General features: G+C 51.3%; 20 protein-coding genes. 10 read left to right on the top strand and 10 right to left on the bottom strand.

What is annotated here, in order from left to right; genetic code table 11:
- Positions 1-34 precede the first annotated feature (34 nt).
- Both exbD and exbB read right to left on the bottom strand, forming a co-directional pair.
- Positions 35-460, bottom strand: coding sequence for a TonB system transport protein ExbD (exbD, locus tag EQY_RS0112515; RefSeq protein WP_001240714.1), 426 nt, complete (start codon positions 458-460; stop codon positions 35-37).
- A gap of 6 nt (positions 461-466) precedes the next feature.
- Complete coding sequence (exbB, locus tag EQY_RS0112510; RefSeq protein ID WP_000527844.1) at positions 467-1201, bottom strand: tol-pal system-associated acyl-CoA thioesterase; 735 nt, start codon at positions 1199-1201, stop codon at positions 467-469.
- Between the two features lie 251 nt (positions 1202-1452).
- Between exbB and metC the strand changes: the two genes are divergently transcribed.
- Together metC and yghB are read left to right on the top strand one after the other, a co-directional pair.
- Positions 1453-2640: a cystathionine beta-lyase gene (gene metC, locus EQY_RS0112500; protein ID WP_010347810.1), complete on the top strand. Its 1188-nt coding sequence runs from the start codon at positions 1453-1455 to the stop codon at positions 2638-2640.
- 139 nt (positions 2641-2779) lie between these two features.
- Complete coding sequence (gene yghB, locus EQY_RS0112495; RefSeq protein ID WP_000268433.1) at positions 2780-3439, top strand: DedA family general envelope maintenance protein YghB; 660 nt, start codon at positions 2780-2782, stop codon at positions 3437-3439.
- A 39-nt stretch (positions 3440-3478) separates the two neighbouring features.
- Here yghB and yqhC read toward each other — a convergent pair whose 3' ends face one another.
- Positions 3479-4378, bottom strand: a complete 900-nt coding sequence (gene yqhC / locus EQY_RS0112490; RefSeq protein ID WP_000817719.1) for a DNA-binding transcriptional regulator YqhC — start codon at positions 4376-4378, stop codon at positions 3479-3481.
- Between the two features lie 193 nt (positions 4379-4571).
- Between yqhC and yqhD the strand changes: the two genes are divergently transcribed.
- The 4 genes from yqhD to yqhH all read left to right on the top strand — a co-directional run bounded on the left by yqhD (position 4572) and on the right by yqhH (position 8102).
- Positions 4572-5735 carry an alcohol dehydrogenase gene (gene yqhD / locus EQY_RS0112480; RefSeq protein WP_001058817.1) on the top strand — a complete coding sequence of 388 codons (1164 nt, stop codon included), beginning with the start codon at positions 4572-4574 and terminating at the stop codon, positions 5733-5735.
- A 105-nt stretch (positions 5736-5840) separates the two neighbouring features.
- Positions 5841-6668 carry a 2,5-didehydrogluconate reductase DkgA gene (dkgA, locus tag EQY_RS0112475; RefSeq protein WP_000013137.1) on the top strand — a complete coding sequence of 276 codons (828 nt, stop codon included), beginning with the start codon at positions 5841-5843 and terminating at the stop codon, positions 6666-6668.
- A gap of 199 nt (positions 6669-6867) precedes the next feature.
- Positions 6868-7794, top strand: coding sequence for a YqhG/Tai3 family protein (locus EQY_RS0112470; RefSeq protein WP_000691653.1), 927 nt, complete (start codon positions 6868-6870; stop codon positions 7792-7794).
- Between the two features lie 50 nt (positions 7795-7844).
- Positions 7845-8102, top strand: coding sequence for a lipoprotein YqhH (gene yqhH / locus EQY_RS0112465; protein WP_000848539.1), 258 nt, complete (start codon positions 7845-7847; stop codon positions 8100-8102).
- A gap of 42 nt (positions 8103-8144) precedes the next feature.
- Here yqhH and EQY_RS0112460 read toward each other — a convergent pair whose 3' ends face one another.
- The 7 genes from EQY_RS0112460 to ygiW form a co-directional block, all read right to left on the bottom strand.
- Entirely contained in the window at positions 8145-10364 is a 2220-nt protein-coding gene (locus EQY_RS0112460; protein WP_000095183.1) for a YgiQ family radical SAM protein, read from the bottom strand.
- Between the two features lie 110 nt (positions 10365-10474).
- Positions 10475-11887: a cell division protein FtsP gene (ftsP, locus tag EQY_RS0112455; protein WP_000059392.1), complete on the bottom strand. Its 1413-nt coding sequence runs from the start codon at positions 11885-11887 to the stop codon at positions 10475-10477.
- Between the two features lie 72 nt (positions 11888-11959).
- On the bottom strand, positions 11960-12697 hold the full coding sequence (gene plsC / locus EQY_RS0112450) for a 1-acylglycerol-3-phosphate O-acyltransferase (protein WP_000965725.1): 738 nt from the start codon (positions 12695-12697) through the stop codon (positions 11960-11962).
- Between the two features lie 229 nt (positions 12698-12926).
- Positions 12927-15185 carry a DNA topoisomerase IV subunit A gene (gene parC / locus EQY_RS0112445; protein ID WP_001281914.1) on the bottom strand — a complete coding sequence of 753 codons (2259 nt, stop codon included), beginning with the start codon at positions 15183-15185 and terminating at the stop codon, positions 12927-12929.
- Between the two features lie 137 nt (positions 15186-15322).
- A complete protein-coding gene (locus EQY_RS0112440) occupies positions 15323-16930 on the bottom strand; it encodes an ABC transporter substrate-binding protein (protein ID WP_000288648.1) in 1608 nt (535 codons plus the stop codon).
- A 109-nt stretch (positions 16931-17039) separates the two neighbouring features.
- Positions 17040-17522, bottom strand: coding sequence for an AraC family transcriptional regulator (locus EQY_RS0112435; RefSeq protein WP_000183515.1), 483 nt, complete (start codon positions 17520-17522; stop codon positions 17040-17042).
- Positions 17523-17574: 52 nt separating this feature from the next.
- Complete coding sequence (ygiW, locus tag EQY_RS0112430) at positions 17575-17967, bottom strand: OB fold stress tolerance protein YgiW (RefSeq protein ID WP_010347824.1); 393 nt, start codon at positions 17965-17967, stop codon at positions 17575-17577.
- A 151-nt stretch (positions 17968-18118) separates the two neighbouring features.
- Here ygiW and qseB point away from each other — a divergent pair, with 151 nt between their 5' ends.
- From qseB to EQY_RS0112410, 4 genes are all read left to right on the top strand, one after another.
- The gene (gene qseB, locus EQY_RS0112425) at positions 18119-18778 is read left to right on the top strand and encodes a quorum sensing response regulator transcription factor QseB (protein ID WP_001221483.1); all 660 of its coding nucleotides are present in this window, start codon (positions 18119-18121) and stop codon (positions 18776-18778) included.
- A complete protein-coding gene (gene qseC / locus EQY_RS0112420) occupies positions 18775-20124 on the top strand; it encodes a quorum sensing histidine kinase QseC (protein WP_000673412.1) in 1350 nt (449 codons plus the stop codon). The genes qseB and qseC overlap by 4 nt, the downstream gene beginning before the upstream one ends.
- Positions 20125-20233: 109 nt before the next feature.
- On the top strand, positions 20234-20815 hold the full coding sequence (gene mdaB, locus EQY_RS0112415) for an NADPH:quinone oxidoreductase MdaB (RefSeq protein WP_000065430.1): 582 nt from the start codon (positions 20234-20236) through the stop codon (positions 20813-20815).
- Positions 20816-20845: 30 nt separating this feature from the next.
- Entirely contained in the window at positions 20846-21160 is a 315-nt protein-coding gene (locus EQY_RS0112410) for a putative quinol monooxygenase (RefSeq protein WP_000958592.1), read from the top strand.
- Positions 21161-21299 lie beyond the last annotated feature (139 nt).

Here is a 21299-nt window from a genome sequence, read left to right as displayed (position 1 = left end):
GCCTGATAAGCGTAGCGCATCAGGCAATTCTGCTTTACTTCGCTTTGGCAGTTTCTTCGCCGACCAGACCTATCTTCAGATAACCCGCCTGATGCAGCGTATCCATGACCTTCATCAACGTCTCGTAATCAACGGTTTTATCCGCACGGAAGAAGATGGTGGTATCTTTCTTACCTTCGGTTAACGCATTCAGCGCCGTAACCATCGTTTCATCGGTGACCGGATCGTTACCGATAAACATCGAGTTGTCCGCCTTCACCGACAGATAAACCGGTTTTTCCGGGCGCGGCTGCGGCGTGCTGGTAGAAGCAGGCAAGTTCACCTTCACATCTACCGTCGCTAACGGTGCCGCCACCATAAAGATAATCAGCAAAACCAACATCACGTCGATAAACGGCGTCACGTTGATATCATGCATTTCGCCGTTATCGTCGAGGTTTTCGTTAAGATGCATTGCCATAGCGCATTACCCTGCACGTAATTTCTGTGCGACACGAACCGGATGCGCAGCGGCGCTGGCTTCCAGATCCAGGTCACGACTTTGCAGCAACAATACCTGCGCTGCAACATCACCCAGCATCGCTTTAAAGCCGCCAATTTGGCGCGCGAATACGTTATAGATAACGACCGCCGGAATCGCTGCCACCAGACCGATTGCTGTTGCCAACAATGCTTCTGCGATACCCGGCGCAACCACCGCCAGGTTGGTGGTCTGCGTTTGCGCAATACCGATAAAACTGTTCATGATGCCCCAGACCGTACCAAACAGCCCCACAAACGGCGAAATCGCGCCAATGGTTGCCAGATAGCCGTTACCGCGTCCCATTTGACGCCCCACAGCGGCGACCCGACGCTCCAGGCGGAAGCTGGTACGCTCTTTAATACCTTCGTTATCGTCGCTGCCTTCTGACAGTTCCAGCTCGTTCTGCGCTTCATTGAGCAAATGCAGGCTTAAGCTTTTGCTACCAAAATCAGCGGCGATATCGTTGGCCTGGTTTAGGGAACGCGCTTCAGCCAGCAGTTGCTGCTCGCGCTTAAGACGGCGCTTCTGATTGAAGAACTCTACGCTCTTACTGAAGAAGATTGCCCAAGTGACAACGGAGGCCAAAATAAGCCCAATCATCACGCACTTAACGACAATATCGGCGTGCTGATACATACCCCAGACGGAAAGGTCCGTCTGCATTAAATTATTACCCACTGTGTATCTCCAGGACACAAGTCACAAAATCTGCGCATAATAATATCAAAACGACGTCGAATTGATAGTCGTTCTCATTACTATTTGCATACTGCCGTACCTTTGCTTTCTTTTCTTTGCGTTTACGCAGTAAAAAAGCCACCAGAACGCCATTTGCGAAAATTTTCTTCTTTATGCCAATTCTTCAGGATGCGCTCGCTGTTATTCATGCTAGTTTAGACATCCAGACGTATAAAAACAGGAATCCCGACATGGCGGACAAAAAGCTTGATACTCAACTGGTGAATGCAGGACGCAGCAAAAAATACACTCTCGGCGCGGTGAATAGCGTGATTCAGCGCGCCTCTTCGCTGGTTTTTGATAGCGTTGAAGCGAAAAAACATGCGACGCGTAATCGCGCCAACGGCGAATTGTTCTATGGACGGCGCGGAACGTTAACCCACTTCTCGTTACAAGAAGCAATGTGCGAACTGGAAGGTGGCGCCGGCTGTGCACTGTTTCCTTGCGGTGCGGCCGCCGTTGCCAATTCCATTCTTGCTTTTGTCGAACAGGGCGATCATGTATTGATGACCAATACCGCCTATGAACCGAGTCAGGATTTCTGTAGCAAAATCCTCAGCAAACTGGGCGTAACGACATCGTGGTTTGATCCGCTGATTGGCGCGGATATCGTTAAACATCTGCAGCCAAACACTAAAATCGTCTTTCTGGAATCGCCAGGCTCCATCACTATGGAAGTCCACGACGTTCCGGCGATTGTTGCTGCCGTGCGCAGTGTCGTGCCAGACGCCATCATTATGATCGATAACACATGGGCTGCCGGGGTGCTTTTTCAAGCTCTTGATTTTGGTATTGATATTTCGATTCAGGCGGGAACCAAGTATCTGATAGGTCACTCGGATGCCATGATCGGCACCGCAGTATGCAATGCCCGTTGCTGGGAGCAACTACGGGAGAACGCTTATCTGATGGGACAAATGGTCGATGCCGATACCGCTTATATGACCAGCCGTGGCCTGCGCACATTAGGTGTGCGTTTGCGTCAACATCATGAAAGCAGTCTGAAAGTGGCTGAATGGCTGGCAGAACATCCGCAAGTAGCGCGAGTTAACCACCCTGCTCTGCCGGAAAGTAAAGGTCACGAATTCTGGAAACGAGACTTTACAGGCAGCAGCGGGCTATTTTCCTTTGTGCTTAAGAAAAAACTCAACGATGAAGAACTGGCGAACTATCTGGATAACTTCAGTTTATTTAGCATGGCCTACTCGTGGGGCGGTTATGAATCGTTGATCCTCGCGAATCAGCCGGAACATATCGCCGCCATCCGCCCACAAGGAAAGATTGATTTCAGCGGCACATTGATTCGCCTGCATATTGGTCTGGAAAACGTCGACGATCTGATTGCCGATCTGAACGCGGGATTTACCCGAATTGTGTAACATTGCCAAATTTGGACAATTTTGCAGACATTTAATTGTGAATAGTCTTAAATTGTTGCGTCCGGGATCAAGGCGTCCCGGACAATTCAGGAGTACAATAGGCAAATAAAGGCTTAAACGCTGTTCCACAGGAAAGTCCATGGCTGTTATTCAAGACATTATCGCTGCGCTCTGGCAACACGACTTTGCCGCGCTGGCGGATCCTCATATTGTTAGCGTTGTTTACTTTGTCATGTTTGCCACGCTGTTTTTAGAAAACGGTCTGCTGCCCGCTTCATTTTTGCCAGGCGACAGCTTGTTGATACTGGCTGGCGCACTGATTGCCCAGGGGGTGATGGATTTTCTGCCAACAATCGTGATTCTGACTGCCGCAGCCAGCCTGGGCTGCTGGCTAAGCTATATTCAGGGGCGTTGGCTAGGTAATACCAAAACGGTGAAAGGCTGGCTGGCACAGCTTCCGGCCAAATATCATCAGCGCGCCACCTGTATGTTTGACCGCCACGGTTTGCTGGCTTTGCTGGCTGGACGTTTTCTTGCATTTGTCCGCACGCTGCTACCAACCATGGCGGGAATTTCCGGGTTGCCAAACCGCCGCTTCCAGTTTTTCAACTGGTTAAGTGGATTGCTATGGGTCAGCGTGGTGACCAGTTTTGGTTATGCCTTAAGCATGATCCCGTTCGTTAAGCGCCATGAAGATCAGGTGATGACGTTCCTGATGATCCTGCCGATTGCCCTGTTAACCGCAGGCCTGTTAGGCACGCTGTTTGTGGTGATTAAAAAGAAATACGGTAACGCCTGACGTTTTTCTCCGTTCCCGGCGACTTGTCCGGGAACACATTTAACTCCCTTGCATCGCCCGCATTCTTGCCGCATCTTCCCCCGGCGTCACACCGAAGTAGCGTTTAAACTCACGGCTAAATTGCGACGCACTTTCGTAGCCGACGCGCATCGCCGCCGCGCTGGCCTTCATGCCATCATGGATTATCATCATCCGTGCCTTATGCAGTCGGTAGTTCTTCAAATACTGCAACGGCGAGGTGCTGGTGACAGACTTAAAATTATGGTGGAACGCCGAAACGCTCATGTTGGCTTCTGCCGCCAGTTGCTCGACGCTCAGGTTTTCAGTGTATTTATTCTCAATCCGTTTCAACACGCGGCTAATCAGGCTGAAATGAGTCTGCCGACTGACCAGCGCCAGTAACGCACCGCCGCAAGGTCCGGTCAGCACGTAGTAAAGAATTTCGCGAATGATCTGTTTACCGAGAATGCGCGCATCCAGCGGTCGCTCCATCACATCCAGTAACCGCTCCGCCGCGCATAAAATCTCTTCTGACAACGTAGCGGAGTTTATACCACTGGCAGCCATCGACGGCTGGAAATGCTCATCCTCACCAATGTCCATCAACAGTTCCTGTAACTGCAAAATATCAACATTGAGACGTAAACCCGCTAATGGCACTTCCGGCGTGGCATAGGTTTCGCACTCAAACGGTAACGGCACCGTCAGCAGCAGATATTCATTGGCATCATAACGAAACACGCGCTCATTGATATAGCCGATTTTATGCCCGGAAAAGAGAATTATGATGCCAGGCTCATACATCACCGGCGTACGTGCGCCGGGGTTCTCGCCATACAATAAGCGCACATCGGGCAGCAATTCAGACAAACTATTTTCTTTATTTTTCAGATTATTAATTTTGTCCGTCAGCAGGCGGCAAATCTCTTCACGTTTCATATCGCGTAATTTCTTAAGAATAATGCGTCAATTTGATTGTGCGCAATTTTGTACTATTTCTCCAGTGCTCTGGAGAAATAGGCAAGACATTGGCAGAAATGAGCATTGAGAGCAGCGACGCTGGCGACCACAATGAAAAACATCAGGCAGACCGATCTCTGCCCTCATATTGGCCCAGCAAAGGGAGCACGTAATGAACAACTTTAATCTGCACACCCCAACCCGTATTCTGTTTGGTAAAGGCGCTATCGCTGGTTTACGCGAACAAATTCCTCACGATGCTCGCGTATTGATTACCTACGGCGGCGGCAGCGTGAAAAAAACAGGCGTTCTGGATCAAGTTCTGGATGCGCTGAAAGGTATGGACGTGCTGGAGTTTGGCGGTATTGAACCAAACCCGGCTTATGAAACGCTGATGAACGCCGTGAAACTGGTTCGCGAACAGAAAGTGACTTTCCTGCTGGCGGTTGGCGGCGGTTCCGTACTGGACGGCACCAAATTTATCGCCGCAGCGGCAAATTATCCTGAGAACATCGATCCGTGGCACATTCTGCAAACGGGCGGTAAAGAGATTAAAAGCGCCATCCCGATGGGCTGTGTGCTGACGCTGCCAGCGACCGGTTCAGAATCCAACGCAGGTGCGGTTATCTCCCGTAAAACCACCGGCGACAAGCAGGCGTTCCATTCTGCCCACGTTCAACCCGTATTTGCCGTGCTCGATCCGGTTTATACCTACACCCTGCCGCCGCGCCAGGTGGCTAATGGCGTAGTGGATGCCTTTGTACACACCGTGGAACAGTATGTTACCAAACCGGTTGATGCAAAAATTCAGGATCGCTTCGCAGAAGGCATTTTGCTGACGCTTCTCGAAGATGGTCCGAAAGCCCTGAAAGAGCCAGAAAACTACGATGTGCGCGCCAACGTCATGTGGGCAGCGACTCAGGCGTTGAACGGTTTGATCGGCGCCGGCGTACCGCAGGACTGGGCAACACATATGCTGGGACACGAACTGACTGCGATGCACGGTCTGGATCACGCGCAAACGCTGGCTATTGTCCTGCCTGCTCTGTGGAATGAAAAACGCGACACCAAGCGCGCGAAACTGCTGCAATATGCTGAACGCGTCTGGAACATCACTGAAGGTTCCGACGATGAGCGTATTGACGCCGCAATTGCCGCTACCCGCAACTTCTTCGAGCAATTGGGCGTGCCGACCCGCCTGTCCGACTACGGTCTGGACGGCAGCTCCATCCCGGCATTGCTGAAGAAACTGGAAGAACACGGCATGACCCAACTGGGCGAAAATCATGACATTACGCTGGATGTCAGCCGCCGCATTTACGAAGCCGCTCGTTAAGCTTTTTCCTCCTCAAACTTTCGTTTTTGGGTATTTCGTCCAGACTTAAGTTCACACCAACTCACCGGAGCAGGCTCCGGTGAGTTCATATAAAAGGAGGAACGTATGGCTAATCCAACCGTTATTAAGCTACAGGATGGCAATGTCATGCCCCAGCTGGGACTGGGCGTCTGGCAAGCAAGTAATGAGGAAGTTATCACCGCTATTCAAAAAGCTCTGGAAGTGGGTTATCGCTCAATTGATACCGCTGCTGCCTATAAAAACGAAGAAGGTGTCGGCAAGGCGCTGAAAAATGCCGCACTTGCCAGAGAAGAGTTGTTCATTACAACCAAGCTGTGGAACGACGACCACAAACACCCCCGCGAAGCACTGCTCGACAGCCTGAAAAAACTCCAGCTTGATTATATAGACCTTTACTTAATGCACTGGCCCGTTCCCGCTATCGATCACTATGTCGAGGCGTGGAAAGGAATGATCGAGCTGCAAAAAGAGGGATTAATCAAAAGCATTGGCGTCTGTAACTTCCAGATCCACCACCTGCAACGTCTGATCGACGAAACTGGCGTGACGCCTGTTATTAATCAAATCGAACTTCACCCGCTGATGCAGCAACGCCAGCTTCATGCCTGGAATGCCACGCACAAAATCCAGACCGAATCCTGGAGTCCATTAGCGCAAGGTGGGAAAGGCGTTTTCGATCAGAAAGTCATTCGCGACCTGGCGGATAAATACGGCAAAACACCGGCACAAATTGTTATCCGCTGGCATCTGGATAACGGTCTGGTGGTGATCCCGAAATCGGTCACGCCTTCACGCATTGCCGAAAACTTTGATGTCTGGGATTTCCGTCTCGACAAAGACGAACTTGGTGAAATCGCAAAACTCGATCAGGGTAAACGTCTCGGTCCCGATCCCGACCAGTTCGGCGGCTAACGGGCAAATTCTCCCGGTAGCGGTAATGTTCCGCTACCGGACTTTTCAGAAATCATTTATTCCCCTCACCTCCCGCCCGTTGTTACTCTCCCCTGCTCAGAAATGCCAAATTTAAGGACATCATCATGCAGAGCTGGGAGCTCTTTAATCAACAAAGCATCTACAATATGGATAAACACGACGGTGAGGTCAAAAACAGATGAAAATAATACTTCTGTTTTTGGCGTTTTTTGCAAGCTTCACTACTCAAGCCCAATCATCCTCGCTGACTGTAGAACAGACAGTTCGCCAGATTTATCAAAACTATAAATCTGATGCCAGCGCGCCTTATTTTGGTGAGACAGGAGAGCAGGCGATAACGTCTGCACGCATACAAAAGGCACTTACCCTGAATGATAATCTCACGCTGCCGGGCAATATTGGCTGGCTGGATTATGATCCGATTTGTGATTGTCAGGATTTTGGCGATCTGGTGTTAGAAAGCGTAGTGGTTACTCAAACGGATACCGATCATGCAGATGCCGTTGTGCGTTTCCGTACCTTTGACGACGATAAAGAAAAGACCACGCAAACGCTGAAAATGGTGGCAGAAAATGGTCGTTGGGTCATTGATGATGTCATCAGCAACCATGGTAGCGTCTGGCAGGCAGTTAATAGCGAGAATGAAAAAATCCTGGCAACACTGGCTTCATTACAAAAAGAAGAGCCTGAAGCCTTTGTCGCTGAACTGTTTAAACATATTGCCGATTATAGTTGGCCCTGGACATGGGTTGTTTCCGACACCTATCGCCAGGCAGTCAATGAATTTTATAAAACCACCTTCAATAAAAACGGCAATTTCGATCAAGAGATGCAAATAGAACGGCAATTTATTTACGACAACCCGATTTGTTTTGGTGAAGAGTCGCTATTTGCTCGTGTTGATGAAATTCGTGTCCAGGAAAAAACCGCCGATTCCGCCCGTATTCATGTTCGTATTGCGCTGAACAATGGTAACAGTGAAGAGCAGGATTTAGTTTTACATAGGCGCGAAGGAAAGTGGGAAATTGCCGATTTTATCCGTCCAGGCAGCGGTAGCTTGCTTAAACAGATTGAAACGAAAACCGCCGCCAGATTAACGCAATGAACTGAATAAAATAAAAATTAGTCGGAACAATAAATAAAAGGGAGCACGATATGAAAACGATTTTCACCGTGGGAGCTGTTGTTCTGGTAACCGGCTTATTAAGTGGTTGCGTCAATGAGCAAAAGGTCAATCAACTGGCAGGTAATGTACAAACATTAAATGCCAAAATCGCCCGGCTAGAGCAGGATATAAAAGCATTACGCCCGCAAATTTACGCCGCCAAATCCGAAGCTAACAGAGCCAATACACGCCTTGATGCGCAGGACTATTTTGATTGCCTGCGCTGCTTGCGTATGTATACGGAGTGATAAAAATATCCCCGGTAGCATTCAGTTACCGGGGATGTTTTTTTAACGTCCAGTCGCCGCTTTAGGACGTTTCTTCGCACCGGCATTCATCGGGCGAGGTTGCGCAGACGGCGCTTTCTTTGCTCCGGCAGGCGTCTGGCGCTGGGTCGCCATCGGCGTATGTTTGGTCAACGCCGGACGGGTATTACGGTTCTGACGGCGAGCTTCGCGCATCTCTTCAATGGTTGGCGCAGGCACTAAGCAATCGCGACGGCTGCCAATCAGATGCTTTTTACCCATCGCTTCCAGCGCCTGGCGGATTAACGGCCAGTTTGCCGGATCGTGGTAACGCAACAACGCTTTATGCAGACGACGCTGTTTGTCACCCTTCGGCACGAAAACGTCTTCGCTCTTATAACCAATCTTCGCCAGCGGGTTTTTGCCGGTGTAATACATAGTGGTCGAGTTAGCCAGCGGCGACGGGTAGAAGTTCTGTACCTGGTCGAGGCGGAAGCGGTGCTTTTTCAGCCACAGCGCCAGATTCACCATATCTTCATCGCGCGTACCGGGGTGTGCCGAGATGAAATACGGGATCAAATACTGCTCTTTACCTGCCTGTTTCGAGTAGGTATCGAACAACTCTTTAAAGCGGTCATAGCTGCCCATGCCCGGCTTCATCATCTTCGACAACGGCCCTTCTTCGGTATGTTCCGGGGCAATCTTCAGATAACCGCCGACGTGATGGGTCGCCAGCTCTTTGATATAGCGCGGATCTTCCACGGCGATGTCATAACGTACGCCGGAAGCGATCAGGATCTTTTTAATGCCTTTCAGATCGCGCGCACGGCGATAGAGGTTGATCGTCGGTTCGTGGTTAGTGTCCATATGCGGACAAATATCCGGATAAACGCACGACAAACGACGGCAGGTTTGCTCAGCGCGTGGCGATTTGCAGCGCAACATATACATGTTGGCAGTTGGCCCACCGAGATCGGAAATTACGCCCGTAAAACCTGGAACGGTGTCGCGGATCGCTTCGATCTCATTGATGATCGAATCTTCCGAACGGCTCTGAATAATGCGCCCTTCATGCTCGGTAATAGAACAGAAAGAACAGCCACCAAAGCAGCCACGCATAATGTTGACCGAGAAACGAATCATTTCGTAAGCCGGAATACGGGCATTACCATAGGCCGGATGCGGCACGCGCTTGTACGGCAGCGCAAAGACGCTATCCATCTCTTCGGTAGAAAGCGGAATAGCAGGCGGGTTGATCCACACATAGCGGTCGCCGTGTTTTTGCATCAATGCGCGGGCGCAGCCTGGGTTAGTTTCGTGGTGCAGAATGCGCGAAGCATGGGCGTACAGGACTTTATCGCCCTTCACTTTCTCGAAAGAAGGCAGCAACACGTAGGTTTTTTCCCATGGTTTCGGGCGCGGCGGCTGCACAGTTACAGCTTTAGCTTCCTGCTTTTTCGGGGCCACCGGTTTGTTATCCGCGCACGGCAGATCTTCGCCATACGGATGCGGGATTGGGTCGATTTTCCCTGGGGTATCAAGACGGGTGGAATCCACACCGCTCCAGCCAGGCAGCGCCTCTTTTACGATAATTGCGGTATTACGCACATCGCGGATTTCACTAATCGGCTCACCCATCGCCAGACGATGCGCCACCTCCACCAACGGACGCTCACCGTTACCGAACATCAGCATGTCGGCTTTCGAATCCACCAGCACGGAACGGCGCACGGTATCGGACCAGTAATCATAATGCGCGGTACGGCGCAGACTAGCCTCAATACCGCCGAGGATCACCGGCACATCTTTCCACGCCTCTTTACAACGCTGGGTATAAACCAGTGTGGCGCGATCCGGTCGCTTACCCGCGACGTTATCCGGCGTGTAGGCATCGTCATGACGTAAACGGCGATCGGCAGTGTAACGGTTGATCATCGAATCCATGTTGCCAGCAGTAACACCAAAAAACAGATTCGGTTTACCCAGACGCATAAAGTCGTCTTTGCTGCTCCAGTCCGGTTGGGCGATGATCCCGACACGAAAGCCCTGCGCTTCCAGCATACGACCGCAAATCGCCATCCCAAAGCTTGGGTGATCGACATACGCGTCGCCAGTAACCAAAATGATGTCGCAGCTATCCCAGCCAAGTTGATCCATCTCTTCACGAGACATCGGCAAAAACGGTGCCGGTCCAAAACAGGCGGCCCAGTACTGCGGCCAGGAGAACAGGTCGCGATCCGGTTGGATCAGGGAGATAGAGCTCATTTTGCTTCCAGAAATGATAAAAAAATAATCAAAGGCCGGGGATTATAAGCCGGAACGAAAGAGAAATCGAAAGGTATTCCATACTCGCCCTCCCAGGGCGAGTATGAAGATTACGGTACTGGATTGACCAGCAACTGCCCAATAGAGCCGCGATCCGCCATTTCCAGTGTCTGGCTACCAAAGTAAAACGGGAAATGCGCCCAGGAAGGCTGGCCGTAATAAACAAGCAGTTCCACTTGTCCATCAACCCAGACGGTATCTTTCCAGCCTCTGTCTTCCGGGAATGGCATTGCGCCATTAACATTACGGATCTGGAACATCACACCTTCAATATGGAATGATTGCGGTTCATCCGCGCGTACCGTCCAGCGTTCCCACGTTCCCTGCTGGGCAGCAACGTCAATGCGGTTAACGTCCCATAGCTGCCCGTTAATGCCGGGATCATCGCCCAGGCTTATATCACGGCTGCGAATCGGCGAACCAGCCATTATTTCAGTCGGCAGCAGGCGCATCGGCAGGCTGTCAGTCACCAGCGGCAGAAGGCCGGTCGGGCGCAGCGTTAGCACCAGCGTAGAAACCAGAATGCTGGACGGCTCAAAGAAGCCGCGAATACGATCAACAATGCTCGCCGCTTCGCCACAGGTGATCGACACTTCATCACCGTTGCTCATATCCACCAGTATTTCACGGCGTTCGCCCGGTGCCAGCGAAAGCTGCTTCACCGATACAGGAGCAGGCAGGAATCCCTGATCGCCAGAAATCACATGTAACGGGCGACCATCGCTCATCTGTAGTTGATAGCGACGGGAGTTCGATGCGTTCAGCAGACGCAGGCGCACCCAACCGCGCGAAACTTCAACGTACGGGCTTTGTACACCGTTGACCAGCAGCGTATCGCCAACAAAGCCGCCGCTTCCCGGTTCGTTGTATTCTGGCGTACCAAAGTTATCCAGCCGTTTATCCTGAATAATGACCGGAAAATCATCCACACCATAATGGTTAGGAATGGGCAGCGACTTGCTGACTTCATCTTCCACCAGCCACATCCCGGCAAGGCCGTTATAGACCTGCTGCGCCGTGCGGTTGGGGGTATTGGCGTGATACCACAAAGTCGCAGCATTCTGGCGAATTGGCAGCACAGGCGCCCAGTCAGCGTTTGGCGACATCATGCGTGCCGGACCGCCCATCAGTGGGCCTGGCACTTGTAACCCAGCCACTGTCATTGAGACGTTTTCTGTCAGTCGGTTGCTGTAAATCAGCTTAACATCGTCGCCCTTCCAGACGCGGATAGTCGGCCCAAGGTAGCGACCATTGATACCCCAAACCGACGCGCGCGTTCCTGGCGTAAATGACCAGTGCGCGCGCTGTACTGTCATAAATAACGGTTGCCCACGGCGAGATTCAAGCAGCGGCGGAACGGGCAGTGGTTGCTGTTGACCGGCTGCGCTTGCCTTCAGGGGGACAGCACCTGCACACAGTGCAATCCCCGATGCCTGAATGAACTGACGCCGACTGAGTGACATATTTGCTCCATGTAAAACTGGCTAAAGTAATACCGTGCAGGAAAACATCCCCGCAAAAAACAGATTGCCGACTTAAACTTTTCCGGCGGCTTCGCGCTCTGCGACTTCTTTATCGAGCTCGGCGATTTTTTGTTCCATTATCGAACGACAATGAGCAGCCAGCTCGCGAACCTGATCTTTACCATATTGACTGACGTCAATCGGCGGCAGCATTTCTACGATCACTAAACCATTATTCAGTCGATTAAGATTAATCTTATTCGAAGTCGTGGAAACACACACGGGAATAATCGGGACGCCTGCCGCAATTGCCGCATGGAATGCCCCTGTTTTAAACGGCAGCAGGCCGCGACCACGGCTACGCGTTCCTTCCGGGAACATCCAGATGGAAATACGGCGCTTTTTGAAGTGGTTCACGACTTCCGCGATGGTGCCATGCGCCTTAGTACGGTTGTTTCTGTCGATCAATAAGTTGCCGGTTAACCAGTACAACTGCCCAAAGAAGGGGATCCACAGCAAACTCTTTTTACCCACTGTGACCGTCGGTGGCTGCACGATGTTCGATGCTGTCACCATGTCATAGTTGTTCTGGTGGTTAGCAATATAGATAGCATTACCATAGCTTTCAGCATCAGCAGGTTTGCGGCACTCAACTTTCAGCCCATATAGCGGCGCAAGGCGCCCAAACATATGCCCGAAGGTGGCTACATGCTTTGGATTTCGCGGGCTGAAAAGGCAGTAAATGGAGCCGAAAACACAGACTAAGATACTGTAAATAACGGTAATAATAAGACGAAAGATATATAGCATAACACCCTCTGAAGATCTGAGAGACTGGCATTGTACGTCACCTGAAATCAGGTTAGGGCATTGTTAAAAGCCGCTCTCTGGAAAAGCGTATTGTTAATCGCAACGCATGAATAAACAACGGTTTCAAGGGAATTTTTATCGTTTCCGGGGGTTGAATACGCTGCCGGATGACGACTTAACGTTTCATCCGGCATTCCTTGCAAACGGGAGAAAGCCCCCCTCCGGCATATTACTCTTCGCTATCGCCGCTGCTGGCGCGGTGAGGGGAGTCAATCTCGACACGGTCGATACGCTGTAAACCGCGCATCAAGGTGCCACGGCGACCACGCTCACCAGTCACTTTCAGCAACTCTTCCGGGCGCAGTTTAATTTTGCGTTTCCCGACATGAATAGTCAGAGTGCTCTGCGGCGGCAGTACATACAGGTGTGCCAGACCATCCTCGCCTCGCGCGGCTTCTGCCGACGGGATGTTGATGATCTTGTTGCCTTTACCCTTCGACAGTTGCGGAAGCTCGCTTACCGGGAACATCAACATGCGTCCTGCCAGGGTGATAGCCAGTAGCATATCAGAAGCATCTTCAATCACTACTGGCGGCATAACATGCGCATTTTCAGGTAAGGTAATCAACGCTTTACCAGCACGGTTACGGGCAACAAGATCGTTAAAGGTGCAGACGAATCCGTAGCCAGCATCGGAAGCCATCAACAGTTTCTTATCGTCGCTTTCCATTAGCATGTGATCAACTGTGGCACCTGGCGGTAACGTCAGTTTACCGGTGAGTGGTTCGCCCTGACCACGCGCCGACGGCAGCGTAATCGGGTCGATGGCGTAGCTACGGCCGGTAGAATCAACAAATACCACCGGTTGGTTGCTCTTGCCTTTCACCGCCGCTTTGAAGCTATCGCCCGCTTTATAGTTCAGGCCTGGTGCGTCGATGTCATGGCCTTTGGCGCTGCGTACCCAGCCCATCTGTGACAGCACAATGGTAACGGGTTCAGACGGCAGCATGTCGTGCTCGCTCATCGCTTTCGCTTCTTCGCGTTCCTGCAACGGCGAACGGCGATCGTCGCCGTAGGCCTGTGCGTCGGCCTGTAGCTCTTTCTTCAGCAGGTTATTCATCTTGCGCTCGGAAGCCAGAATGCTCTGCAACTGGTCACGCTCTTTTTCCAGTTCGTTCTGCTCACCGCGAATCTTCATCTCTTCCAGTTTGGCGAGATGACGCAGTTTCAGTTCGAGGATCGCTTCCGCCTGGGTTTCCGTAATGCCAAAACGCGACATCAGTGCCGGTTTCGGTTCATCTTCATTACGAATGATCTCAATCACTTCGTCGATATTGAGAAACGCCACCAGCAAACCTTCAAGAATATGCAGGCGCTTGAGGACTTTCTCCAGACGATAATTGAGACGGCGGCGCACGGTATCGCGACGGAACACCAGCCATTCGGAGAGGATTTCCAGCAGGTTTTTCACCGCCGGACGCCCATCCAGACCAATCATATTGAGGTTAATACGATAGCTCTTTTCCAGATCGGTCGTGGCAAACAGATGATTCATCACCTGATCCATATCCACACGATTAGAACGCGGCACAATCACCAGACGGGTCGGATTCTCGTGGTCAGATTCATCGCGCAGATCGTCAACCATCGGCAGCTTTTTGTTGCGCATTTGCGCAGCAATTTGCTCCAGTACGCGAGCGCCAGAAACCTGATGCGGTAAGGCGCTGATCACTACCGCGCCATCTTCTTTCTTCCACACCGCGCGCATACGCACAGAACCACGACCGTTCTCGTAAATTTTACGGATTTCGGCGCGGGAGGTGATGATTTCCGCTTCAGTCGGGTAGTCTGGGCCCTGCACGATATCCAGCAACTGGTCGAGCGTGGTTTTCGGCTGGTCGATTAACGCGATTGCCGCCTGTGCGACTTCACGCAGGTTATGTGGCGGAATGTCCGTCGCCATCCCGACAGCAATACCGGTGGTGCCGTTAAGCAAAATATTCGGCAGGCGGGCAGGCAGTATTTTCGGCTCCTGCAACGTGCCGTCGAAGTTTGGCACCCAGTCCGCCGTCCCTTGCCCCAGCTCACTCAGTAACAGCTCAGAATATTTCGACAGGCGGGATTCGGTATAACGCATTGCCGCGAACGATTTCGGATCGTCCGGTGCCCCCCAGTTTCCCTGCCCATCAACCAGCGGATAACGGTAAGAAAACGGCTGAGCCATTAGTACCATCGCTTCATAGCAGGCGCTGTCACCGTGCGGATGGTATTTACCCAGTACGTCACCCACAGTACGGGCCGATTTTTTAAATTTGGCGGTAGCATTCAGACCCAGTTCTGACATCGCATACACAATGCGGCGCTGAACAGGTTTCAGACCATCACCAATAAACGGCAACGCACGATCCATGATGACGTACATGGAGTAGTTTAAGTAGGCGTTTTCCGTAAATTCATGTAGCGCAAGGCGCTCTGCCATATCGCTCATTAATTCTGATTCCTCAACTTATTCGCCAGCCTTCAAAGGGGCAATATTGCCGGAGATACTACATTATCTGTCGCGTCGAGTCACAGGAGATCAGTGTGAATAGTGCCGCCGGACGTGCTCCGACGGCGATAAAGGCATCAATGTGCCTTGATATACAACTCTTTGCTGTAGACATAATCCTGGGGATTATGCAGCGGGAAACCGCCAACGTAGGGTTTAAGCAGTTTGATCAGCGGTTGATAGTAGATGGGGATGAGCGGTGCCTGCTGGTTGATGATCTCTTCTGCCTGCTGATACAACGCATTACGCTTTGTCGCGTCAGTGGTCTGAGCGGCCTGGTTTAGTAACGCGTCATACTTTGCGTTTTTCCAGTGACCGACGTTCTCTTCACTATCGCTTTTAAGCGTGTTCAGGAAGCTGGATGCATCATTATATGTCGCATCCCACGACTGCCGCGACAACATGAAATCACCACTACGCCGGGCATCGAGATACGTTTTCCACTCCATCGTGCGCAGCGTCACCTGTGCGCCAAGCCATTTTTTCCATTCGGAAGACAAGGCTATCGCCGTTTTTTCATGCAGATCGTACTTGTTGTAGAACAGTTCAAAGCGTAGCGGATGAGAGGCGTCGTATCCCGCCTGTTTCAGCAAGGCTTTTGCCATCGCAACGCGCTCACCCATTGGCTTTTGCAGTTCCTCAAACGTTGGCGCACGAAACCCTTCTACCTCTGTCGGCGTCAATGTTGTTGCTGGCGTTCGTAGCCCAAGTATCTTTTGCGCGATTAGCGGCCTGTCAACCGTAAGATACAATGCCCGCCGCACACGGGCATCATCAAACGGCGGTTTCCGGGTGTTGAAGTTGTAATATTCGCTGTTCAGGCGAGGGATTATCCGCAGCTCGCCAGGCAGTGATTTTTCGATTGCAGGAATTTGCTGCGCCGGAACCCAGGTGAGATCAACCTCTCCCGCGCGATAGCGGTTATAACCGGTGACCGAATTATCCAGCGCCAGATACTCAACCTGCTGTAAGACAGTATGCTCGGCATCGCGGTATTCCGGATTTTTTCGGGCTGTAATCTTTTCGTTAACTACCCATTTATCAAGAACAAAAGCACCGTTGTAAACCATATGTTCTGGCTTACTCCAGCTATCGCCATACTTCGCAATCACATGATGCGGAACCGGAAACAGCGTCGGCCAGGCGAGCATGGTCGTGAACCAGGGAACGGGCTGCTCAAGCGTGACTTCAAGAGTGCGGTCATCGGTAGCCTTCACACCCAGCGATGCAACATCCGCTTTGCCTGTCACAATAGCCGCTGCATTTTTAATATGCGCCTGCGCCAGATAGCCGGCAAAAGGGCTTGCCGTTTTGGGGTCAACCGCGCGCTGCCAGCCGAGGACAAAATCCTGTGCCGTTAAGGGCTGACCATCAGACCACTGTAAGCCGTGACGTAAATGGAAAACATAGCGTTTGCCGCTATCTGCCACCTCCCATGATTCGGCCTGAGCGGGTTGCACTTTGCCTTCACTGTCTATCCATACCAGACCTTCAAACAGATCCAGCACAATCTGCGCAGCAGTATTCTCCTCAACCTTTTGCGGGTCGAGCGTACCGGGGTCGCTATGATTGTTGTAACGAAAGACTTGCTGTGGGGCGAGCGGTGTGTTGGCGGGAATGTCAGCAGCATAGAGAGGAGCCGCACTTACCAGGCTGACCAGCCATAATAAATTTCGCGTATACATGGTATTCCTTACCGAAGAAATTATAAGCCCGACAACAATACGCCTGTGACATTGTTAGTTCAAACTTATCGCGAGTGATTTGGCTCACACTCCGGTAAAGATTCCCCCATCACGCCAACGGCACATAGACATCCGTTTCCAGCCGCTGCTCTGACATCCCTTCAGCCAGATTAGTGTAGTGAAACAGTATCGGCGCTTTACGTATTTTCTCGCCGCTTTCAGGCAGCCACTGACGAATGATGCCCCATACCGTGCGCGAAATATCGTCCAGTTCGCCAACGTGACGAGCCACGGCATAACGTCCTCCATCAAGCTCACTATTACTCACGCCATAACGATTCTCCGGAATCGCTTCGCTAACGCTGCCGCAGATATCAAAGCGAAACGCTTCCGGCGCGGTGCTTGCAGGGTCGTCCCAGGCAACACCAAATGTCTGGCTTTGGTTAACAGGAGAAAGCCCCGTCTCTTTGCGCCACATGATAAATTTCGCCACGCTATAGTTGAGCAACTCAGGGCTACAGCGATGCGGCAACAAAGCCACGCGGGTTGAAGGGAAATTGATGATGTTCACGTCCAGTGTCAGGTTTGTCATTTTGCCTCCCTGCGAAATTATTCCCGGGAACGCGTCCCGGGAGCGGTAACAATTACGGATTCACTTTACGAATCTGTTTAACGTCGATCTCAACAGAGTTCCAGTCTTTATCGACCTCCCCCTGAATCTCAACCGTATCTTTCGGTGTAACAGTCACACCGTTCCAGCGTTTGTGGTCGATATCGACATTGATAGTACCGCTGGCATCTTTGAACACGTAGAGATCGTCAGAGATGCGTTCAACGATATTGCCGCGCAGGGTTACCCAGGTATCATCACGCAGGGATTTTGCGTTTTCTACGTTAGTTACACTGCCGTTCGGCCCCTGGAATCCTCCGGTCTGACTTTGTGTTGCCGATGGGCCAGAAAAACCACCCTGCTCTGCTGCCATAACTGGTGCGCTACACAGAGCCATTACTGCAATTACTGCTGCTAATTTTTTCATGTTTGTTACTCCCTTTAATGTCTGTTTTCGAGCATTAAACAAGATACTCCTTAACAACTTCTTAAGAAAAAAAAAGAAAATTTAGTACTGTACAGAGCACGTTACAACACGGTTTACTGGCAACGAATACAGCTATCGCAGGGATGAAAAGATGCGAATTTTACTGATAGAAGATGACATGCTGATTGGCGACGGCATCAAAACAGGTCTTAGTAAGATGGGCTTTAGTGTTGACTGGTTTACGGAAGGTCGTCAGGGAAAAGAGGCGCTTTATAGCGCACCTTATGACGCAGTAATCCTTGATCTAACCTTACCAGGAATGGATGGTCGCGATATTTTGCGCGAATGGCGGGATAAAAGTCAGCGTGAACCGGTACTGATCCTGACCGCGCGCGACGCCCTGGCGGAACGCGTAGAAGGTTTGCGTCTGGGCGCCGACGATTATCTGTGTAAACCTTTTGCCTTAATAGAAGTCGCTGCCAGGCTGGAAGCACTGATGCGTCGAAGCAACGGGCAAGCCAGCAATGAGTTACATCACGGTAACGTAATGCTCGACCCCGGCAAACGTATTGCCACTCAGGCTGGCGAACCCTTAACGCTGAAGCCAAAAGAATTTGCCCTGCTGGAATTACTGATGCGTAACGCTGGTCGGGTACTGCCGCGCAAATTGATTGAAGAAAAACTGTACACCTGGGACGAAGAGGTCACCAGCAATGCCATCGAAGTGCATGTGCATCATCTGCGACGTAAGCTCGGCAGCGACTTTATTCGCACCGTTCACGGTATTGGCTACACATTAGGTGAGAAATGAAATTTACCCAACGCCTTAGTCTGCGAGTCAGACTGACGCTGATCTTTTTGATTCTGGCCTCGGTGACCTGGCTTGTCTCCAGCTTTGTCGCCTGGAAACAAACAATGGATAATGTCGATGAGTTATTCGATACCCAGTTGATGCTGTTTGCCAAACGGTTAAGTACGCTCGATCTTAACGAAATCAATGCGGCAGATCGTATGGCGCAAACACCGAATAAATTAAAACACGGTCACGTAGATGATGATGCGCTGACCTTTGCAGTCTTTACTCACGACGGCAACATGGTTCTTAACGATGGCGATAATGGAGAAGATATTCCCTACAGCTATCAACGGGAAGGTTTTGCTAATGGGCAACTGGTAGGTGAAGACGATCCCTGGCGTTTTGTCTGGATGACGTCACATGATGGTAAATATCGCATCGTTGTTGGCCAGGAGTGGGAATACCGTGAAGACATGGCACTGGCGATTGTCACTGGACAGCTCATTCCCTGGCTTATCGCGCTGCCTATCATGTTGATCATCATGATGGTACTACTGGGCCGTGAACTCTCGCCACTAAACAAACTGGCGCTGGCGCTACGTATGCGCGATCCTGACTCGGAAAAACCGCTCAACGCTGACGGTGTACCCAACGAAGTGCGTCCGCTGGTTGAGTCTCTGAATCAACTTTTCGACCGTACACATGCGATGATGGTTCGTGAACGACGCTTTACCTCCGATGCTGCTCACGAACTGCGTAGCCCGTTAACGGCGCTGAAAGTACAAACCGAAGTCGCACAGCTTTCCGACGACGATCCGCAGGCACGGAAAAAAGCACTGATACAGTTACATTCCGGGATCGATCGCGCCACCCGCCTTGTTGATCAACTGCTCACACTATCGCGGCTCGACTCGCTGGATAACCTTCAGGACGTCGCGGAGATCCCACTTGAAGATCTCCTGCAATCGGCGGTGATGGATATTTACCACACGGCGCAGCAGGCGAAAATTGACGTGCGGCTGACGCTCAACGCACAGGGCATCAAACGCACCGGACAACCGCTATTGCTAAGTTTGCTGGTACGAAATCTGCTGGATAACGCCGTGCGCTACAGCCCACAAGGCAGCGTGGTGGACGTCACGCTGAATGCCAATAATTTCATCGTGAGGGATAACGGTCCCGGTGTGACGCCAGAGGCGCTGGCGCGAATCGGCGAACGTTTCTATCGTCCACCGGGACAAACCGCCACCGGCAGTGGGCTTGGGCTGTCGATTGTCCAACGAATTGCCAAATTGCATGGCATGAATGTTGTGTTTGGGAATGCGGAACAAGGTGGATTTGAGGCGAAGGTGAGCTGGTAGTGGTGATATTGTTGCAAAATTCGCAAAAGACTTTGCACATTTTGCTAATTTCACCGTACCGCTCTGTGACGTACTATAGTCGACAAACTTCTCACCTTGAGGATAAAAAATGAGCAATATCCTGATTATCAACGGCGCGAAGAAATTCGCCCACTCCAATGGTCAACTGAACGACACCCTGACCGAAGTCGCGGATGGCACGCTCCGCGACCTCGGGCATGATGTCCGTATCGTTCGCGCCGACAGCGACTACGATGTCAAAGCCGAAGTACAAAACTTTCTCTGGGCTGATGTGGTTATCTGGCAGATGCCTGGCTGGTGGATGGGCGCGCCGTGGACGGTGAAAAAATACATTGATGATGTGTTCACCGAAGGTCACGGTACGCTGTATGCCAGCGATGGTCGTACCCGCAAAGATCCGTCGAAAAAATACGGCTCTGGCGGCCTGGTACAGGGCAAAAAATATATGCTCTCTCTGACCTGGAACGCACCAATGGAAGCCTTCACCGAAAAAGATCAGTTCTTCCACGGCGTCGGCGTTGACGGCGTGTATCTGCCGTTCCATAAAGCAAACCAATTCCTCGGTATGGAACCGCTGCCGACATTTATCGCTAATGACGTGATAAAAATGCCTGATGTTCCCCGCTATACTGAAGAATATCGCAAGCATCTTGTGGAAATTTTTGGTTAACTAGAGCTCTGGCTTTAGAAGGAGTTAACCATGCTTACAGTAATCGCTGAAATCCGTACTCGTCCTGGCCAACATCACCGTCAGGCAGTATTGGATCAGTTTGCTAAAATCGTTCCAATCGTACTGAAGGAAGAAGGTTGCCACGGCTATGCGCCGATGGTGGATTGCGCTGCTGGCGTGAGTTTCCAGTCTATGGCGCCGGACTCTATCGTGATGATTGAGCAGTGGGAAAGCATTGCCCATCTTGAAGCGCATCTGCAAACCCCGCACATGAAAGCATATAGTGAAGCCGTAAAAGGCGACGTGCTGGAGATGAATATTCGTATTCTGCAGCCGGGGCTTTGATGTTCCTGAAAAGAGGCTGGTAATTTTTATCGGCCTGAGACTGATGGCAAACGTAAGATTGCCTGATGCACTACGCTTATCGGGCCTGGCAGAGGATTGCAATATATTGAATTTGCACGATTCTGCAGGCCGGATAAGG

The sequence above is a fragment of the Escherichia sp. TW14182 genome (genome assembly GCF_000208525.1).
Taxonomy (GTDB): Bacteria; Pseudomonadota; Gammaproteobacteria; order Enterobacterales; family Enterobacteriaceae; genus Escherichia; species Escherichia ruysiae.
The sequence above is the reverse complement of the archived record's forward strand: the minus strand, read 5'-3'. Positions and strand labels throughout refer to the sequence as shown.

What these genes read in the sequence shown, in the direction of transcription:
- exbD (WP_001240714.1), bottom strand. Translation starts at nt 460, where the DNA reads ATGGCAATGCATCTTAACGAAAACCTCGACGATAACGGCGAAATGCAT.
- metC (WP_010347810.1), top strand. Translation starts at nt 1,453, where the DNA reads ATGGCGGACAAAAAGCTTGATACTCAACTGGTGAATGCAGGACGCAGC.
- yghB (WP_000268433.1), top strand. Translation starts at nt 2,780, where the DNA reads ATGGCTGTTATTCAAGACATTATCGCTGCGCTCTGGCAACACGACTTT.
- yqhC (WP_000817719.1), bottom strand. Translation starts at nt 4,378, where the DNA reads ATGAAACGTGAAGAGATTTGCCGCCTGCTGACGGACAAAATTAATAAT.
- yqhD (WP_001058817.1), top strand. Translation starts at nt 4,572, where the DNA reads ATGAACAACTTTAATCTGCACACCCCAACCCGTATTCTGTTTGGTAAA.
- dkgA (WP_000013137.1), top strand. Translation starts at nt 5,841, where the DNA reads ATGGCTAATCCAACCGTTATTAAGCTACAGGATGGCAATGTCATGCCC.
- EQY_RS0112470 (WP_000691653.1), top strand. Translation starts at nt 6,868, where the DNA reads ATGAAAATAATACTTCTGTTTTTGGCGTTTTTTGCAAGCTTCACTACT.
- yqhH (WP_000848539.1), top strand. Translation starts at nt 7,845, where the DNA reads ATGAAAACGATTTTCACCGTGGGAGCTGTTGTTCTGGTAACCGGCTTA.
- EQY_RS0112460 (WP_000095183.1), bottom strand. Translation starts at nt 10,364, where the DNA reads ATGAGCTCTATCTCCCTGATCCAACCGGATCGCGACCTGTTCTCCTGG.
- ftsP (WP_000059392.1), bottom strand. Translation starts at nt 11,887, where the DNA reads ATGTCACTCAGTCGGCGTCAGTTCATTCAGGCATCGGGGATTGCACTG.
- plsC (WP_000965725.1), bottom strand. Translation starts at nt 12,697, where the DNA reads ATGCTATATATCTTTCGTCTTATTATTACCGTTATTTACAGTATCTTA.
- parC (WP_001281914.1), bottom strand. Translation starts at nt 15,185, where the DNA reads ATGAGCGATATGGCAGAGCGCCTTGCGCTACATGAATTTACGGAAAAC.
- EQY_RS0112440 (WP_000288648.1), bottom strand. Translation starts at nt 16,930, where the DNA reads ATGTATACGCGAAATTTATTATGGCTGGTCAGCCTGGTAAGTGCGGCT.
- EQY_RS0112435 (WP_000183515.1), bottom strand. Translation starts at nt 17,522, where the DNA reads ATGACAAACCTGACACTGGACGTGAACATCATCAATTTCCCTTCAACC.
- ygiW (WP_010347824.1), bottom strand. Translation starts at nt 17,967, where the DNA reads ATGAAAAAATTAGCAGCAGTAATTGCAGTAATGGCTCTGTGTAGCGCA.
- qseB (WP_001221483.1), top strand. Translation starts at nt 18,119, where the DNA reads ATGCGAATTTTACTGATAGAAGATGACATGCTGATTGGCGACGGCATC.
- qseC (WP_000673412.1), top strand. Translation starts at nt 18,775, where the DNA reads ATGAAATTTACCCAACGCCTTAGTCTGCGAGTCAGACTGACGCTGATC.
- mdaB (WP_000065430.1), top strand. Translation starts at nt 20,234, where the DNA reads ATGAGCAATATCCTGATTATCAACGGCGCGAAGAAATTCGCCCACTCC.
- EQY_RS0112410 (WP_000958592.1), top strand. Translation starts at nt 20,846, where the DNA reads ATGCTTACAGTAATCGCTGAAATCCGTACTCGTCCTGGCCAACATCAC.